The sequence below is a fragment of the Alteromonas sp. LMIT006 genome (assembly GCF_024300645.1).
GTDB lineage: Bacteria > Pseudomonadota > Gammaproteobacteria > Enterobacterales > Alteromonadaceae > Opacimonas > Opacimonas immobilis.
On the sequence record NZ_CP101291.1, the window covers coordinates 917381 to 935655 of the forward strand.

11 protein-coding genes are annotated in these 18275 nt (G+C 44.1%); all 11 read left to right on the plus strand.

The genetic code is table 11. The annotated features are described in order from the left end of the window. The first annotated feature begins 72 nt into the window (after nucleotides 1–72). Nucleotides 73–4098, plus strand: coding sequence for a DNA-directed RNA polymerase subunit beta (gene rpoB, locus NLG07_RS04310; protein WP_254856467.1), 4026 nt, complete (start codon nucleotides 73–75; stop codon nucleotides 4096–4098). After that, the gene (gene rpoC / locus NLG07_RS04315) at nucleotides 4098–8279 is read left to right on the plus strand and encodes a DNA-directed RNA polymerase subunit beta' (protein WP_254856468.1); all 4182 of its coding nucleotides are present in this window, start codon (nucleotides 4098–4100) and stop codon (nucleotides 8277–8279) included. The genes rpoB and rpoC overlap by 1 nt, the downstream gene beginning before the upstream one ends. A gap of 254 nt (nucleotides 8280–8533) precedes the next feature. Next, nucleotides 8534–8881 carry a hypothetical protein gene (locus NLG07_RS04320; RefSeq protein WP_254856469.1) on the plus strand — a complete coding sequence of 116 codons (348 nt, stop codon included), beginning with the start codon at nucleotides 8534–8536 and terminating at the stop codon, nucleotides 8879–8881. Next, complete coding sequence (locus NLG07_RS04325; protein WP_254856470.1) at nucleotides 8878–10005, plus strand: hypothetical protein; 1128 nt, start codon at nucleotides 8878–8880, stop codon at nucleotides 10003–10005. Before NLG07_RS04320 ends, NLG07_RS04325 begins: the two co-directional genes overlap by 4 nt. Nucleotides 10006–10251: 246 nt before the next feature. Then, a complete protein-coding gene (gene rpsL / locus NLG07_RS04330; RefSeq protein WP_254856471.1) occupies nucleotides 10252–10626 on the plus strand; it encodes a 30S ribosomal protein S12 in 375 nt (124 codons plus the stop codon). Between the two features lie 76 nt (nucleotides 10627–10702). Next, a complete protein-coding gene (gene rpsG, locus NLG07_RS04335; protein ID WP_254856472.1) occupies nucleotides 10703–11173 on the plus strand; it encodes a 30S ribosomal protein S7 in 471 nt (156 codons plus the stop codon). 36 nt (nucleotides 11174–11209) lie between these two features. Further along, entirely contained in the window at nucleotides 11210–13312 is a 2103-nt protein-coding gene (fusA, locus tag NLG07_RS04340; protein ID WP_254856473.1) for an elongation factor G, read from the plus strand. A 66-nt stretch (nucleotides 13313–13378) separates the two neighbouring features. Next, complete coding sequence (gene tuf, locus NLG07_RS04345) at nucleotides 13379–14566, plus strand: elongation factor Tu (protein ID WP_254856474.1); 1188 nt, start codon at nucleotides 13379–13381, stop codon at nucleotides 14564–14566. Between the two features lie 220 nt (nucleotides 14567–14786). Next, nucleotides 14787–14930 (plus strand): hypothetical protein, encoded by a 144-nt coding sequence (locus NLG07_RS04350; RefSeq protein ID WP_254856475.1) that lies wholly within the window; start codon nucleotides 14787–14789, stop codon nucleotides 14928–14930. A gap of 270 nt (nucleotides 14931–15200) precedes the next feature. After that, on the plus strand, nucleotides 15201–17153 hold the full coding sequence (locus tag NLG07_RS04355; protein WP_254856476.1) for a family 16 glycosylhydrolase: 1953 nt from the start codon (nucleotides 15201–15203) through the stop codon (nucleotides 17151–17153). A 63-nt stretch (nucleotides 17154–17216) separates the two neighbouring features. Then, on the plus strand, nucleotides 17217–18269 hold the full coding sequence (locus NLG07_RS04360) for a CNNM domain-containing protein (RefSeq protein ID WP_254856477.1): 1053 nt from the start codon (nucleotides 17217–17219) through the stop codon (nucleotides 18267–18269). Nucleotides 18270–18275: the final 6 nt, after the last annotated feature.

Genomic DNA, 18275 nt, shown 5'->3' on the forward strand with positions numbered 1-18275 from the left:
AAATCAAAAGTCTGGGAGTTTGTTGCGACAACGCAACGACAGGTCGGGTCAAAATTAGAGGCTAAGTAACCTATGGTTTACTCTTTTAGCGAGAAGAAACGTATCCGTAAGGATTTTGGCAAACGCCCTCAGGTATTGGATATTCCATACCTATTATCTATTCAGTTAGATTCATTCAAAAAATTCATTGATGTTCACGGCGACACCAATGTTGGCTTGGAAGCTGCTTTTAGCTCTGTATTTCCTATCAAGAGTTATTCAGGTAACTCAGAATTACAGTATGTCAGCTACCGCTTAGGCGAGCCAGTATTCGATGTACGTGAGTGTCAAATTCGCTCTGTAACTTATTCAGCGCCATTGCGCGTGAAGTTGCGCTTGGTGTTGTTTGATAAAGATGCGAATAACGCAGTCAAAGACATCAAAGAGCAAGAAGTCTACATGGGCGAAATCCCGCTAATGACCGAAAACGGTACATTCGTCATCAACGGTACTGAGCGTGTTATCGTATCTCAGCTACACCGTTCACCGGGTGTATTCTTTGACCATGATAAAGGTAAAACTCACTCATCAGGAAAAGTATTATATAACGCGCGAGTGATTCCTTATCGTGGTTCATGGTTAGACTTTGAATTTGATCCGAAAGACAATCTGTTTGTCCGTATTGACCGTCGTCGTAAGCTACCGGCTACTATCATTCTGCGTGCACTTGAGTATACCACTGAAGAAATCCTAGACATGTTTTATGAAGGTGTACAGGTACGCTTTGAAGGTGACAGCGTTATGATGGAAATTGTAGCGGATCGCCTTCGTGGTGAAATCGCGCAATTTGACATTATTGATAATGATGGCAACGTTCTAGTTGAAAGCGGCAAGCGTATTTCTGCACGTCATACTCGTGCTCTAGAAAAAGCAAAAATCACAGAGCTTGAGGTTCCAGCTGAATACATCATTGGTCGCGTGCTTAAAAACAGCATTGTGGACACCGATTCTGGTGAAGTCATAGCCCAGGCAAATGATGAATTAACGGCTGAAATGATTGAAAACATCAAAGCGGCTGGTGTCACTGAGTTCTCAACGCTTTACATTAATGACTTGGATCACGGTTCTTATATTTCTGATACCATTCGCATCGATACTACAACTGATCGTTTAACTGCATTAGTAGAAATTTATCGTATGATGCGTCCTGGTGAACCACCAACGAAAGACGCAGCAGAAACGTTATTCGACAACTTATTCTTCTCAGATGAGCGCTATGATTTATCTGCCGTTGGTCGTATGAAGTTCAACCGTCGTCTTGGCCGTGAAGAAATCACTGGCGAAGGCACTTTGTCTAAAGAAGACATCGTTGCGGTAATGCAGCAGTTGATTACGATTCGCGATGGTAAAGACGAAGTCGATGATATTGACCACTTGGGTAACCGTCGTATTCGTTCAGTTGGAGAAATGGCTGAAAACCAATTCCGCGTTGGTCTTGTTCGTGTTGAACGTGCCGTAAAAGAGCGTTTATCACTGGGTGATTTAGATAACGTCATGCCTCAAGATTTGATCAATGCAAAACCAATTTCAGCAGCGATCAAAGAGTTCTTCGGTTCATCACAGCTCTCCCAGTTTATGGACCAGAACAACCCGTTATCAGAAGTCACACACAAGCGTCGTATTTCTGCATTAGGCCCAGGCGGCTTGACTCGTGAACGTGCTGGCTTTGAAGTTCGAGACGTTCACCCAACGCACTATGGTCGGGTATGTCCAATCGAAACGCCGGAAGGTCCAAACATCGGCCTCATCAATTCATTGGCGTCATTTGCTCGTACCAATGACTACGGTTTCCTTGAAACCCCTTATCGCAAAGTGGTAGACGGTAAAGTAACCGACCAAATCGACTACCTTTCTGCGATTGAAGAAACAGCGTATGCAGTTGCTCAGGCAAACATCGCATTAGATGCTAACGGTGCGATTGTTGATGATCTAGTACCTTGTCGTCACCGTGGTGAAACCACATTGATGCAACGTGAAGACATCAGCTATATGGATGTTTCATCACAACAAATCGTATCGATCGCGGCGTCGATCATCCCATTCCTAGAACACGACGATGCGAACCGTGCCTTGATGGGTGCAAACATGCAACGTCAAGCCGTACCTACTCTGCGAGCTGATAAGCCGCTGGTTGGTACCGGTATGGAAAAAATCGTTGCGGTAGATTCTGGTGTAACGGTTGTCGCTAAACGCGGTGGTGTGATTGATTACGTCGATGCATCGCGCATTGTTGTAAAAGTCAATACAGATGAGACAGTCGCTGGTGAAGCAGGCATCGATATCTATAACCTGACTAAATATACGCGTTCAAACCAGAACACGTGTATCAATCAAAAACCAACGTGTAATGTTGGCGATCCAGTTGTGGTCGGTGACGTCCTTGCGGATGGCCCTTCGACTGACTTAGGTGAGCTTGCGCTTGGTCAGAACATGCGTATCGCGTTCATGCCTTGGAACGGTTACAACTTCGAAGACTCGATTCTGATTTCAGAGCGTGTCTCGCAAGAAGATCGTTTCACGACCATCCACATCCAAGAATTATCTTGTGTGGCACGTGATACCAAGCTTGGTCCAGAAGAGATTTCAGCCGACATTCCAAACGTGGGTGAATCAGCACTGGGTAAACTTGACGAATCTGGTGTTGTTTACATCGGTGCTGAAGTGAAAGGCGGCGATATCCTAGTAGGTAAAGTGACACCAAAAGGTGAAACTCAGTTAACGCCAGAAGAGAAGCTATTAAGAGCTATTTTTGGTGAAAAAGCTTCTGATGTAAAAGACACCTCTTTGCGTGTGCCAAACTCTGTTCACGGAACCGTTATCGACGTACAAGTCTTTACCCGTGACGGTGTCGAAAAAGACGCTCGTGCCAAAGAAATCGAAGAGATGCAGCTTAAAGAAGTTAAAAAAGACTTATCTGATGAGTTAAAAATCTTAGAAGATGGTATTTTTGCTGGGGCGCGTCGCTTACTTGAAGCAAATGGTATTGATAGTGCCAAGCTAGATGATACACCACGTGAAAAATGGTTCGAAATCGCACTGAAAGATGAAGACGCTCAAGCAGAGCTTGAATCTGCAGCCGAACAGCACGCAGAAGTACGTTCTACTTTCGATAAGAAATTAGAGCAAAAACGTCAGAAAATCATTCAAGGTGATGATTTACAACCTGGCGTACTTAAAGTTGTCAAAGTCTATCTTGCCGTTAAGCGTCAGCTGCAGCCTGGTGACAAGATGGCGGGTCGTCACGGTAACAAGGGTGTTATCTCAACTATCCTACCTGTTGAAGACATGCCTTATGACGAAAATGGCACACCAGTTGATATCGTACTGAATCCACTTGGTGTACCTTCGCGGATGAACATCGGTCAGATCCTTGAGACTCACTTGGGTATGGCTGCACATGGTCTTGGTGCGAAGATTGATGCGATGATCAAAGAACAAGCCGAAGTAAACCAACTTCGTGAGTTCTTATCTGAAGTTTACTCAACAGGTGAATCTCAGCAAAAAGTTGATATTGCGAGTTTCTCTGATGACGAAGTGAAACGTCTTGCGCAAAACTTGCGTAAAGGTGTGCCTGTTGCAACACCGGTGTTCGATGGTGCGACAGAAGCTGAAATTAAGCAATTACTGAAACTTGCAGACATTCCTGAGAGCGGTCAGATCACATTGTTTGATGGTCGTACCGGTCGTGCATTTGAGCGTCCAGTAACGGTTGGTTACATGTACATGCTCAAGCTCAACCACTTAGTGGATGATAAGATGCACGCACGTTCTACTGGCTCTTACTCACTTGTTACGCAGCAACCTCTGGGCGGTAAAGCACAGTTTGGTGGTCAGCGCTTCGGTGAGATGGAAGTATGGGCATTAGAAGCATACGGTGCTGCCTATACACTACAAGAAATGTTGACAGTGAAATCGGATGACGTGAACGGTCGTACTAAGATGTATAAGAACATCGTTGATGGTAACCACAAGATGGAACCAGGTATGCCGGAATCATTTAACGTATTGTTAAAAGAAATCCGTTCATTAGGTATCAATATTGAGTTGGAAGAACAATAATGAAAGATTTATTAAAGTTTCTAAAACAGCAAAATAAAACCGAAGAGTTCGATAATATTCGCATCGGTTTATCTTCACCTGACATGGTTCGTTCATGGTCTTTTGGTGAAGTGAAAAAGCCTGAAACCATTAACTACCGTACGTTCAAACCTGAGCGTGACGGTTTGTTCTGTGCTCGTATTTTTGGGCCGGTCAAAGACTATGAGTGCTTGTGTGGTAAATACAAGCGCTTAAAGCACCGCGGTGTGATCTGTGAAAAGTGCGGCGTTGAAGTCACGCTTGCCAAGGTTCGTCGTGAGCGCATGGGCCACATTGAATTAGCATCACCTGTTGCACACATATGGTTCTTAAAATCACTGCCATCTCGCATTGGTTTGATGCTTGATATGACGCTGCGTGACATTGAACGCGTATTATATTTTGAAAGCTATGTTGTAACCGAGCCGGGCATGACCAATCTTGAGCGCTCTCAGATGCTAACTGAAGAAGAGTATTTGGATGCACTAGAAGAGCACGGTGATGAGTTTGAAGCAAAAATGGGTGCCGAAGCGGTATTTGATTTGCTCAAAGTATTAGATGTTGATGCGGACGTTGCGGCAATGCGCGAAGAGTTACCGTCGATCAACTCTGAAACTAAGCGTAAGAAAATCACTAAGCGTTTAAAATTGTTAGAGTCATTCCAGCAGTCTGGCAACAAGCCAGAGTGGATGATCATGACAGTACTTCCAGTATTGCCACCTGATCTTCGTCCATTAGTACCGCTAGATGGCGGTCGTTTTGCGACGTCTGATTTGAACGACTTGTATCGTCGAGTAATCAACCGTAACAACCGTTTGAAGCGTCTATTGGACCTTGCTGCACCAGATATCATCGTGCGCAACGAAAAACGTATGTTACAAGAAGCGGTTGATGCCTTACTTGATAACGGCCGTCGTGGACGAGCAATCACCGGCTCGAACAAGCGTCCATTAAAATCGCTTGCTGACATGATCAAAGGTAAGCAAGGCCGTTTCCGTCAAAACCTTCTTGGTAAGCGTGTTGACTACTCTGGTCGTTCTGTAATTACCGTTGGTCCTACCCTGAAACTGCATCAGTGTGGTTTACCGAAGAAGATGGCACTTGAGTTGTTCAAGCCATTTATCTACGGCAAGTTAGAATTCCGTGGTCTTGCCACCACCATTAAAGCGGCGAAGAAGCTGGTTGAACGTGAAGCACCTGAGGTGTGGGACGTTCTTGACGAAGTGATTCGTGAGCATCCAGTGTTATTGAACCGTGCACCAACGCTTCACCGTTTGGGGATCCAGGCGTTTGAACCGACGTTGATCGAAGGTAAAGCCATTCAGCTTCACCCATTGGTTTGTGCGGCGTTTAACGCGGACTTCGACGGTGACCAAATGGCGGTTCACGTTCCATTGACACTCGAAGCGCAACTTGAAGCACGTGCATTGATGATGTCAACGAACAACATTCTTTCACCAGCAAACGGTGAGCCAATCATTGTTCCATCACAGGACGTTGTATTGGGCTTGTATTACCTAACACGTGACCGTGTCAACGGTCGTGGTGAAGGTATGGTGTTTGCGGACCCGAAAGAAGCTGAAAAAGCGTATCGCACTGAACAAGCTGAATTGCATGCTCGTGTGAAGGTTCGTATCACTCAGTATGAAGTGAACGAGTCTGGCGAAAAAGTGGCAAATACCTCTTTGGTTGATACGACCGTTGGTCGTGCATTGCTTTCGACAATCTTACCGCAAGGTTTGGATTTTGCGTTGATCAACCAGCCAATGAAGAAGAAGCAAATCTCAAATCTTTTGAACGAGTGTTATCGTAAGCTCGGTCTAAAAGACACAGTTATTGCTGCTGACCAAATCATGTACACCGGTTTCCACTATGCGATGATCGCAGGTGCGTCAGTTGGTATCGATGACATGGTGATCCCTGAAGAGAAGAAAGACATCATCGAAGCAGCTGAAGCTGAAGTCGTACAAATTCAGGAGCAGTTCAACTCAGGTCTAGTAACGGGTGGTGAGCGCTATTCAAAAGTATTGGATATCTGGACAGCGGCAAACGAAAAAGTCGCAAAAGCGATGATGAGCAATCTCGAGAAAGATACGGTCATCAACGCACAAGGCGAACCTGAAGACCAGACTTCGTTTAACTCGGTTTATATGATGGCCGACTCAGGTGCTCGTGGTAGTGCTGCTCAGATCCGTCAGCTAGCGGGTATGCGTGGTTTGATGGCAAAACCGGATGGCTCAATCATCGAGACACCGATCACGGCAAACTTCCGTGAAGGTCTAAATGTACTTCAGTACTTTATCTCTACTCACGGTGCGCGTAAAGGTCTTGCCGATACCGCATTGAAGACGGCTAACTCTGGTTATCTTACACGTCGTTTGGTTGACGTGGCGCAGGATTTGGTCATTACTAACGACGATTGTGGCACCTTAGAAGGTGTTGTAATGACCCCTCTAATTGAAGGTGGAGACGTTGTTGAGCCATTGCGTGAGCGTGTACTTGGTCGTGTGGTTGCTGAAGATGTCATCATGCCAGGTGGTGAAGAAGTGCTCGTTGCACGTAATACGTTACTTGATGAAGCACTGGTAGACATGCTTGAGGCCAACTCGGTTGACCAAGTTGTGGTTCGTTCAGTTATCACTTGTGACAACGATCACGGTGTATGTGCTAAATGTTATGGTCGTGACCTAGCGCGTGGCCATATGGTTGCCTCTGGTGAAGCGGTTGGTGTTATCGCTGCTCAGTCAATCGGTGAGCCAGGCACACAGTTAACCATGCGTACCTTCCACATTGGTGGTGCGGCATCACGTGCGTCTGCAGAAAACTCAGTAGCCGTGAAGAACGCAGGTTCGATCAAATATCACAACCAAAAAACCGTTCGCAATCAAGACGGCAAGCTCGTAGTGGTATCACGTTCAACTGAAATTACAGTTATTGATGAAAACGGTCGTGAGAAAGAGCGCTATAAAGTGCCTTACGGTGCCATCTTAGCGCACGAAGACGGTACTCAGGTTAACGGTGGCGACATCGTAGCAAACTGGGATCCGCATACTCACCCAATCATCACAGAACGTGCAGCGAAGATTTCATTTGCTGACGTAGATGAATCAAATACCGAAACGCAAACAGATGACCTAACTGGTCTATCGCGTATCGTTGTTAAAGATTTAGCGACGGTAAATGCAAAAGAGCCTAAGTTAATCCTTGAGTCTGATGAGTTCGGTTTACAAGAAATTCGCTTACCAAGTGGTACGGCAATTCTTGCAACCAATGGTATGGATGCGAAAGAAGGTGACGTGTTAGCACGTATTCCTCAAGAAGGTTCTAAAAACCGTGACATTACCGGTGGTCTACCGCGCGTTGCAGATTTGTTCGAAGCGCGTAAGCCAAAAGAGCCTGCGATATTAGCAGAGCACACTGGTATCATTGGCTTCGGTAAAGAAACCAAAGGTAAGAAGCGTTTGACTATCACTCGTGCTGACAATGGTGACGTATACGAAGAGATGATTCCAAAATGGCGTCAACTTAACGTGTTTGAAGGTGAATCAGTACAAAAAGGTGAGGTTATCGCCGATGGTCCAGAGTCACCACATGATATCTTGCGTCTACGCGGTATCAGTGCAGTCTCTAACTACATCGTGAACGAAGTACAAGAAGTCTATCGTTTACAAGGTGTTAAGATCAACGATAAGCACATCGAAGTCGTTATCCGCCAGATGCTACGTAAGTGTATCATTCTTGATGCAGGTGATTCGCAGTTCTTAGAAGGCGAGCAATTAGAAGTTTCACAAGTGAAAATTGCTAACCGCGCGCTGGAGAAAGAAGGCAAAGTCCCTGCTAAGTACGAAACACAGCTATTGGGGATTACCAAAGCGTCACTCTCAACTGAGTCATTCATCTCAGCTGCATCGTTCCAGGAGACCACGCGTGTCCTTACGGAAGCAGCGGTACAAGGTAAAGAAGATGAGTTACGCGGTTTGAAAGAAAACGTCATCGTGGGTCGTCTGATCCCAGCTGGTACTGGTTTCGCGTATCACGAAAAACGCGCAGCTCGCAAAGCGGGTGCGGAAGTTGAATTGTCTATGACAGCGGATGAAGCTGCAGCGGCAATTACTGAAGCATTAAATGCGGAAACAGAGATGCCACAGACTGACGAAGAATAACATCGTTAGCAAAGCAATAAATATGAAACGCACCTTCGGGTGCGTTTTTTTTGGTAAATAACGAGGTATTCAATTTGCAGTTTTATGAAAGCTTGTCTATAACTAGAATGTAATTGTTAATTTATTCAAAAAAAGGAAAAAAATGAATAAAATCACTTTCCTTGCCTTGCCTTGCCTTGCTTAGCCTAATCTTCAGCTCTAGCTCATCAGCCCAGTTCGTTGCCTATGACGACTCCAACTATTACTTAAGTCATTTGCATCAACAAAATATTTATTACCAGATAGATGGGAATAACGAAGGGTTCAATCAAAACTCAAGAGAATTAGAATTAACCTTAGGAGAAATTTGTCGCAAAAAAGCTAGGGAGAAGTGGCTAGAGTGCACAAAGCGTGTTAGCGGTGTTTTATTAAATTATACACTTTCAAACTCTGTAATGGCTTACGGTGCTACATTAATGCTAACGGGCGTAGGAAGTGCTGTTGGTAGTACAATTGTTGCGTATGGTGCAATTATGACGGGAATTGGAGCTTATTACCACAGCATAGAAACAAAAAGATGTGATGTAGAAAAAGAAAATATGATAGACGGGTGTTCATCATGATTAAATCAATAAACATTAGCCTCAAAAATATAATTATAGTCATTATGCTCCCATTACTGGTTCAAGCAGGCTTTGACATTTTCACTGAAATGGATGCGGCGCATTGGGATACTGGGCGGTATTTTATGGTTTTTGTAGGAGGCGTGTTTGTATATCTGACCTATGAAAGAATTAAACCCTTTAAAAGTGTTGTTGGAAAAATATGTTTGGAAGTTTTTTTTAAAAACCAAATCCTAATTATTGTGATCATGATAAACGTAAGTAATTACATAAGGATGGCAAGCGATGTAAGTTACCATCAAACTGTTCAAGAACCAGATGTTGAAACTGCAAACTCTGCAAATACGAACACCTCAGGTTTAAATTCGCTGCCACAGTCAGAATTAACCGCCCCTAAAATCATGGAAAAGTCAGATCATGATGCAAAACGATTTTTAGCATCCAACACTGTCAGTCAACTTCAATCATTCCATGAAAAAGTAAAAGCTGTAATGGCAAATAATAATGTAAGTACTCAATCTTTGACAAAAGAGCAAGAGATGCATTTGATGAACATTGGTATGCAACTTGCCCAATATGCTCAGAGCAAACAATGGGAAGCGTTTGAAAAAGTAGTGCTGGCTGAATCTGGTGATGTTGATACCTTAACAGCACTGACCAATGCAGCTATCGCATTAAGTGCGCCAGTTGATATGATCGAAAATTTTGTGAATCAAGGTGCGCAGATATTCCCTACCTCAACTTTACATGCACTTTCACAAGGAAGGATAGAGTTTGTAAAGCAGTTGGAGAATTTTGGTGTAAACCTAGTGGATGACTCGAGTGAGCTCCACGTACTAGATATGGCGATGATGATGCCGATGCCAGCAGAAAGTTTTGAGTTTTTGTTGGATAAGTCTTTTGATTTAATGTCATATAAACCCTCCATGGGTATCGACACTCTAGGTATTGCTATTGTGAATGCGCCAATAAATCCAACAGCATCTCCACGAATCGTGCAATCTTTATTAACAAAAGGCGCGGAATTGAATAGTCATCATATAGAACTATTGCAGAGATTATCTAAGGATAGGCCAGATATACACACAAAAATTGTAAAATTGTTACCAGTTCTGGGGACTTGAGTTTAATAAATATGAAACGCACCTTTGGGTGCGTTTTTTTTCGTGTTGATAATCAGGTAAGGATGGTTAAACAACTTGACTTTATTCTCATTCACCTTCATAATTTCGCGTCCTTAAATTAGGCGATGTTCTCGCTAAACCTTAAGAAAGACAGAGTTTTTGCTGGAATACGAGCATATTTCACAAAAACGACACGTTGGTAATGTATAAACATTGCCGTATTTTTATTTACTCAGGAGCTAGTTAATGGCAACAGTTAACCAGTTAGTGCGTAAGCCTCGTAAGAAGCCAGTTGCAAAAAGCAACGTTGCGGCTTTAGAAGCTTGCCCACAACGTCGTGGTGTATGTACTCGCGTATATACAACTACGCCAAAGAAGCCGAACTCTGCATTACGTAAAGTATGTCGTGTTCGTTTAACCAACGGTTTTGAAGTATCTTCATATATCGGTGGTGAAGGTCACAACTTACAAGAGCACAGCGTTGTATTGATTCGCGGTGGTCGTGTTAAAGATTTACCAGGTGTTCGTTATCACACAGTTCGCGGTACATTAGACTGCGCTGGCGTAAGCGATCGTAAACAAGCCCGTTCTAAGTACGGCGCTAAACGGCCAAAATCGTAACGGTTCTCCGTTAGTAAGGCCAAACATTAATATTTAATGAGTTTTGGGAAATCCCTGAATTCTACGGAGAATTAAGATGCCAAGAAGAAGAGTCGTAGGACAACGCAAAATCCTACCTGATCCTAAGTTCAAATCAGAACTACTTGCAAAATTCATGAACGTCGTCATGTTAGACGGCAAAAAATCAACAGCTGAGAAAATCGTTTACGGTGCGCTTGATATTGTTGCTGAAAAAACTGGCAAAGCACACTTAGATGTATTTGAAGATGCACTAGAGAACATCCGTCCAACGGTCGAGGTTAAATCTCGTCGTGTAGGTGGTTCTACGTACCAAGTACCTGTAGAAGTTCGCCCAGTACGTCGTAATGCACTAGGTATGCGTTGGTTAGTAGAAGCGTCTCGTAAACGCGGTGAGAAATCAATGGCTCAGCGCTTAGCGGCAGAAATGCTCGATGCCTCTGAGAACAAAGGTTCTGCGGTTAAGAAACGTGAAGACGTACACCGCATGGCTGAAGCGAACAAAGCGTTCGCACATTACCGCTGGTAAGCTGGTAATAACCAACCTAGGGAATAAGAGGACTATATGGCTCGTCAGACTCCGATCGAACGCTATCGTAATATTGGGATTTGTGCGCACGTTGATGCGGGCAAAACCACCACGACTGAGCGTGTTTTGTTCTACACTGGTCTATCTCATAAAATTGGTGAAGTGCACGATGGTGCCGCTACTATGGATTGGATGGAACAGGAACAAGAGCGGGGCATTACCATTACCTCTGCTGCAACGACTTGCTTTTGGGCAGGTATGGAGCAGCAGTTCCCACAACACCGCATCAACATTATTGATACGCCAGGGCACGTTGACTTCACCATTGAAGTAGAACGTTCACTGCGCGTATTAGATGGTGCGGTTGTCGTATTCTGTGGTTCTTCAGGTGTTGAACCACAATCTGAAACGGTATGGCGTCAAGCTGACAAATACGAAGTGCCACGCATGGTATTTGTCAACAAGATGGACCGAGCCGGAGCAGACTTTATGCGTGTTGTCGGTCAAATCCGCAAACGCTTAGGCGCGCAATGTGTGCCAATTCAATTGAACATGGGCGCAGAAGAAAACTTCGTCGGTGTCATTGATTTGATCAAAATGAAAGCCATCAACTGGAATCCAGATGATCAGGGTATGACCTTTACCTATGATGAGATCCCAGAAGAATATCAGCTTGAAGCAGAAGAACTTCGCACTGAATTAGTGGAAGCTGCGGCGGAAGCCAATGAAGAGTTGATGGACAAATATCTAGAGGGTGAAGAACTCTCTGAAAGTGAAATCAAAGCGGCGTTAAGACAAAGAACAATTAATAATGAAATCGTCTTAGCTACGTGTGGTTCTGCATTCAAAAACAAAGGCGTGCAAGCCGTGCTTGATGCCGTCGTCGAATATTTACCTTCACCTACCGAAGTCAAAGCGATTACCGGTATATTGGACGACAAAGACGAAACTGAAGCGTCTCGCGAATCAGACGACAAAGCGCCTTTCTCTGCGTTGGCGTTCAAAATTGCAACCGATCCGTATGTCGGTACCCTAACCTTTTTCCGCGTATATTCTGGTGTCGTCAACACTGGTGATACCGTGTATAACCCAGTAAAAGGTAAGCGCGAACGTTTTGGCCGCATTGTACAAATGCATGCAAACGATCGCGAGGAGCTTAAAGAAGTCCGCGCGGGGGACATCGCAGCAGCGATTGGTCTTAAAGACGTGACCACGGGTGATACCTTATGTGACCCAAGCAATATCATTACGCTTGAGCGTATGGAATTCCCTGATCCGGTTATTTCGATTGCAGTAGAACCTCGTTCAAAACCCGACCAAGAAAAGATGGGTATTGCGCTATCGAAATTGGCGGCAGAAGATCCGTCGTTCCGCGTGCACACTGATGAAGAATCTGGCCAAACCATCATATCTGGTATGGGTGAATTGCATTTAGACATCATTGTTGACCGCATGAAGCGCGAGTTCAGTGTCGAATGTAATGTTGGTAAGCCGCAAGTTGCTTACCGTGAAACCATTCGTTCAACGGTTGAAGTCGAAGGTAAATTTGTACGTCAATCTGGCGGTAAAGGTCAATTCGGTCATGTGTGGTTGCGTTTAGAGCCACAAGAAGAAGGTGCAGGCTATGAATTCGTTAATGAAATCGTTGGCGGTGTTGTACCAAAAGAATACATTCCAGCGGTAGATAAAGGTTGCCAAGAACAGATGCAATCGGGCGTATTAGCTGGTTATCCCATGTTAGACGTAAAAGTCACATTGTATGATGGTTCATATCACGATGTTGACAGTTCTGAGATGGCGTTTAAAATTGCAGGCTCTATGGGCTTCAAAAAAGGTGCACTTGATGCATCTCCAGTGCTCCTAGAACCAGTAATGAAAGTCGAAGTAACCACTCCGGAAGAGTGGATGGGCGATGTGGTGGGTGACCTCAACCGTCGTCGCGGCTTGATTGAAGGAATGGAAGATGGTGTTGCGGGGATTAAGATTGTCCGTGCTAAAGTGCCTCTTTCTGAAATGTTTGGGTATGCCACTGATTTGCGTTCAGCCACGCAAGGACGTGCATCCTATTCGATGGAATTCTTTAATTATTCTGAGGCGGCATCGAATGTTGCTCAGGCGATTATCGAATCTCGTCAATAATTTTTATTAGCAGGTTTGGTCCGGTCTTGTGTGGTCGGGCTTTTCAAAAAATTAGGAAACTTAGCAATGGCAAAAGAAAAGTTTGAACGTACGAAACCGCACGTTAACGTAGGTACAATCGGCCACGTTGACCACGGTAAAACGACATTAACCGCAGCGATCACTACTGTACTAGCAAAGACTTACGGTGGTTCAGCGCAAGCATTCGATCAAATCGACAACGCTCCAGAAGAGCGTGAGCGTGGTATCACGATCGCAACTTCACACGTAGAATATGACACACCAACACGCCACTACGCGCACGTAGACTGCCCAGGACACGCTGACTATGTTAAAAACATGATCACTGGTGCTGCACAGATGGACGGTGCGATTTTGGTGGTTGCGGCGACTGATGGCCCAATGCCACAGACTCGTGAGCACATCCTATTAGGTCGTCAGGTTGGCGTACCTTACATCATCGTATTCATGAACAAGTGTGACATGGTTGACGATGAAGAATTATTAGAATTAGTCGAGATGGAAGTTCGTGAACTTCTTTCTGAATATGAATTCCCAGGTGACGACTTACCAGTTATCCAAGGTTCTGCATTAAAAGCGCTTGAAGGCGAAGCAGAATGGGAAGCGAAAATCATCGAACTAGGCGAAGCCTTAGATTCATACATCCCAGAGCCAGAGCGTGACATCGATAAGCCGTTCATCTTGCCAATCGAAGATGTATTCTCAATCTCTGGTCGTGGTACTGTTGTAACCGGTCGTGTTGAGCAAGGTATCATCAAAGTTGGTGAAGAAGTCGAAATCGTTGGTATCAAAGAGACTACGACTACTACTTGTACTGGTGTAGAGATGTTCCGTAAGCTGCTTGACGAAGGTCGTGCAGGTGAGAACGTTGGTGTTCTATTACGTGGTACTAAGCGTGATGAAGTTGAACGTGGTCAAGTATTGGCGAAACTGGTTGGTTCAATCAACCCACACACTAAGTTTGAAGCAGAAGTATACGTACTAAGCAAAGACGAAGGTGGCCGTCATACGCCATTCTTCAAAGGCTATCGTCCACAGTTCTACTTCCGTACGACTGACGTAACAGGTGCGGTAGAGCTACCTGAAGGCGTAGAGATGGTTATGCCAGGCGACAACTTGAAGTTTGTTGTTGAGCTTATTGCACCTATCGCGATGGACGAAGGTTTACGCTTCGCAATCCGTGAAGGTGGCCGTACAGTAGGTGCGGGCGTTGTTGCCAAGATTATTGACTAATACATGTTAGTTATTGAAAAAGCTCGCTTCGGCGAGCTTTTTTGTATCTGGTGGTTGGAGTACCCATTGTCTGGAATTTAGAATTTAGTGGATTCGCAGACACACAGGTACCATGCCACATCCTTTTTCGTTGTGATCTATATGAAAATCTTTTTTGAAGTTCATTATTTATATTATTTAACGCAATATTTACCAGGTAACTGATGCGGAATATCTTGACGTGTTTTGGGTTGATGAGTTTGATCACTCAAAGGCATATTACAAACATCAAAGAGCCGATTGGATCGTGTTTGGGGATACAGTAGAAGATTTGGATGACATCCATCAATACAGTAAAACTACGCTAATGCAACATGGGATTTGACCGAAAATTTTCTATTATGATGTTTCAGAATGTCCTACGACAGTGCGATTTGTTGAGGGGCAACACAAGCTACAGAGACTACAAACCCGTTTTCCAAGTTCAATTGAGAAAATGCGCCCAGCGAATTGCGGTTTATTTGATACAAAATTAATACCACGCAATTAACCGAATAGGAACAAGTTGAAAATATAATGTAAGCGCTTTCATTATTACTTTTCATTAACTTATCTTTGCTGTATGGTTACGGTGTTTTAAAGAAAAGAGCGTGATATGAAATTTTTAATAAAATATTGGTTGGTGATGGTGTTTGTCCCATTCTCAGCACTGGCAGGTTGGGAAGTCACATGGATCGAACGCTTTGATGGCACTGGTGTCAACTGGAACAACTGGACGGCGCAAACCAACGCTAATTACAATAATGAAGTCCAGTGTTACACTGATGATGAAACATCCGCTAACCGTAACTATGAAGTATCAGACGGCACATTAAAAATTATCTCTCGCCGCATGAATATCAATTGTCCTGGGCAAAATGGACGTTTTCGTGAGTGGACTTCAGGTCGTTTGAACTCCAAAGATAAGGCAGAATTTTTGTATGGCAGAATTGAAACGCGTTTGCGTTTTAATGATTTACGCCATGGCACGTGGCCTGCATTTTGGGCGTTAGAAAATCGCATCCAAGAACAACCCATCGCGGGTGATAACGACAACGTTGGTTGGCCAAATCGTGGGGCAGGTGAAATCGATATATGGGAATGGCACGGAAATAATGGTAACAGTTATATTACGGCATTCCATAACTCAACCCGCTATGCTGGCAGCGACGCATGTGGTGCTGTCGCTTATTATAACTACCCTAGTGGTGCTCCAGATGTACAGGATTTTCATGTATATGCAATGGAATGGACCGCTGATAGCATTAGTTTTCATATAAATGACACCGAAGTAGTGCGTTATGACATGCGCAGTTGTGACTTTTATGAAGAACCGATGTTCCTTCTGCTCAATGTCGCGATGGGTGGTACTTTAGGTGGTGCGATAGATTCATCTTTGGATACATCTACGTTAGAAGTCGATTATGTTGCGCGTTGTTTACCAACGTCCTCAAACCAAGCTTCACGTTGTAATGAAACGACTCCATTGGCACTCGATGATGACAATGATGGAGTGGCCAATAGTGAAGATCAGTGTCCTGCGACGCAAGCCGATGCAAACGTCGATTATAGAGGATGCTTAGTTGTTCCGCCTGAGCAACTACCTGATGCACCCGAAACAGCTGCGCCAATACCTACAGTAGATGCCAATAATGTGATTTCCTTGTATTCAGATGTATATGAAAATATAACTAATATTGATTACAATCCAAACTGGAACCAAGCAACTCAAGTTGAAGAGCTTTTGATTGATGGCAATAACACGCTGGTTTATCGTGGTTTGAATTATCAGGGCACGGATTATGGTAACAATAAGCAAGATGTGAGTGATTATGACTTTTTGCATATTGATTATTGGACTAAGGACGCAGCCTACCTCGAATTATACCTAATCAGTCCAGGTCCTAATGAAAACCCAGTTAACTTACCCATCGAGCGTGCCCAGTGGCAAAGTGCGGTGGTGCCACTCAGTGAATACGAACAAGTCGTTGATTTAACAGATACATTTCAGCTCAAAATTATGGGTTCAGGAACGGTTTTTATTGATAACATTTATTTTAGTCGAAGGGCTGACAATGGGAATACCAACCCAACAACTCCAACCAATCCAACTAACCCAACTAATCCAACCCCATCAAATAATGCGCCAACGATTAATTTGCTTGTAGCTCAAGCATCGCAAACGATTTCTCGTATTGATACAACCGATGGCAATGTAACTGTAATTGCTCAAGTTCAAGATGATGATAGTAATGACTCACACACAATTGAGTGGAGTATAAGTGGTGTATCCAGCCATAATGTAAATAATGCACAACTCACATTTTCTCCAGCTGCAATCACTGCAGATCAAGTTATCATCAGTGCGACGGTAACGGATTCAGGCTCTCCGGCATTAAGTACCACAGCGTCGAGTACCTTAGATGTGTTTACCCCTGTAACAACGCCTTCGACTGCAGTAACTCCGGCAACAAATGATTCAGGAGGGTCTACAGGCGGTATTGTAAGCGCCTACTGGTTAGTGGGGCTTGGGTTATTGGTTTTATGGAGAAGAAAAAGCCTTTTGTAGAGGTGACACCAAGTAGACATTGGTGCATACTTTAATTTTTGAAAATTAGATTTCTATACGGACATGATACTGCTGTTAATTTACATTGGTGTGGCATTGGGCTTTTCTTTTTTGTGCTCCATTGCCGAAGCGGTTATTTTGAGTGTGTCGAGCGCACATATCTCGGTACTCAAGAAAAAGCGCAACGCCAGTGGCCAGATCCTTGAAGATCTCACGCAAGATATCAATAAACCGCTTTCGGCGATATTAACCCTCAATACTATTGCACATACGATGGGCGCAGCAGGCGCCGGTGCGCAAGCGGCAAAAGTATTTGGGGATGCGTATTTAGGGCTCATTTCTGCGGTGTTAACGCTGTTGATTTTGGTGTTCTCAGAAATTATACCCAAGACCCTTGGCGCGACGTTTTGGCGTCAACTGGCTCCGGTTACTGCGTATTTTTTGAAGTATTTAATACTTATACTGTATCCATTTGTGGTCATGTCCAGAAAGCTCACCTCAGGATTTACTGAAGAATCACCATTAAAAGGGCTATCTCGAGAAGAACTGCACGCGATGGCTGAAGTCTCAGGGCAAGAGGGGCAATTAGCTGCGCATGAAGCGAATATCCTCAAAAGTCTTATGTCACTTCACGAAATGACGATTCGTCAAGCCATGACGCATCGCAAGGACGTATTTTCTGTCCCTCAAGATATGACGGTGGATGCTTTTTGTAACGAGCATGCGCATGTGCAGTTTTCGCGTATTCCGATCTTCGAAGAAGGTGATGCCGAAAAAATTGTTGGATTTGTCATGAAAACCGATGTTTTAATCGCACAAGCGCAAGGCAAACATCATTATCCTCTGATTGATTTCAAAAAGGACATGCCGGCGTTGCTCAGCTCGATGCCGTTATCGAGTACGTTTGATAAATTTTTATCACATAAAGTCCACATGCTACATGTGATAGACGAGTACGGCGGCTTAGAAGGCATCTTGACTATGGAAGATTTGTTAGAGGCACTCTTAGGTGTGGATATTCAGGATGAAACCGATGAAAACATGAGTCTACGACAAGTTGCTAAGGCACTAGCTCAGTCACGTCGTCAAGAAAAAGCCAGCAAGGTATCCAAATGATTAAAG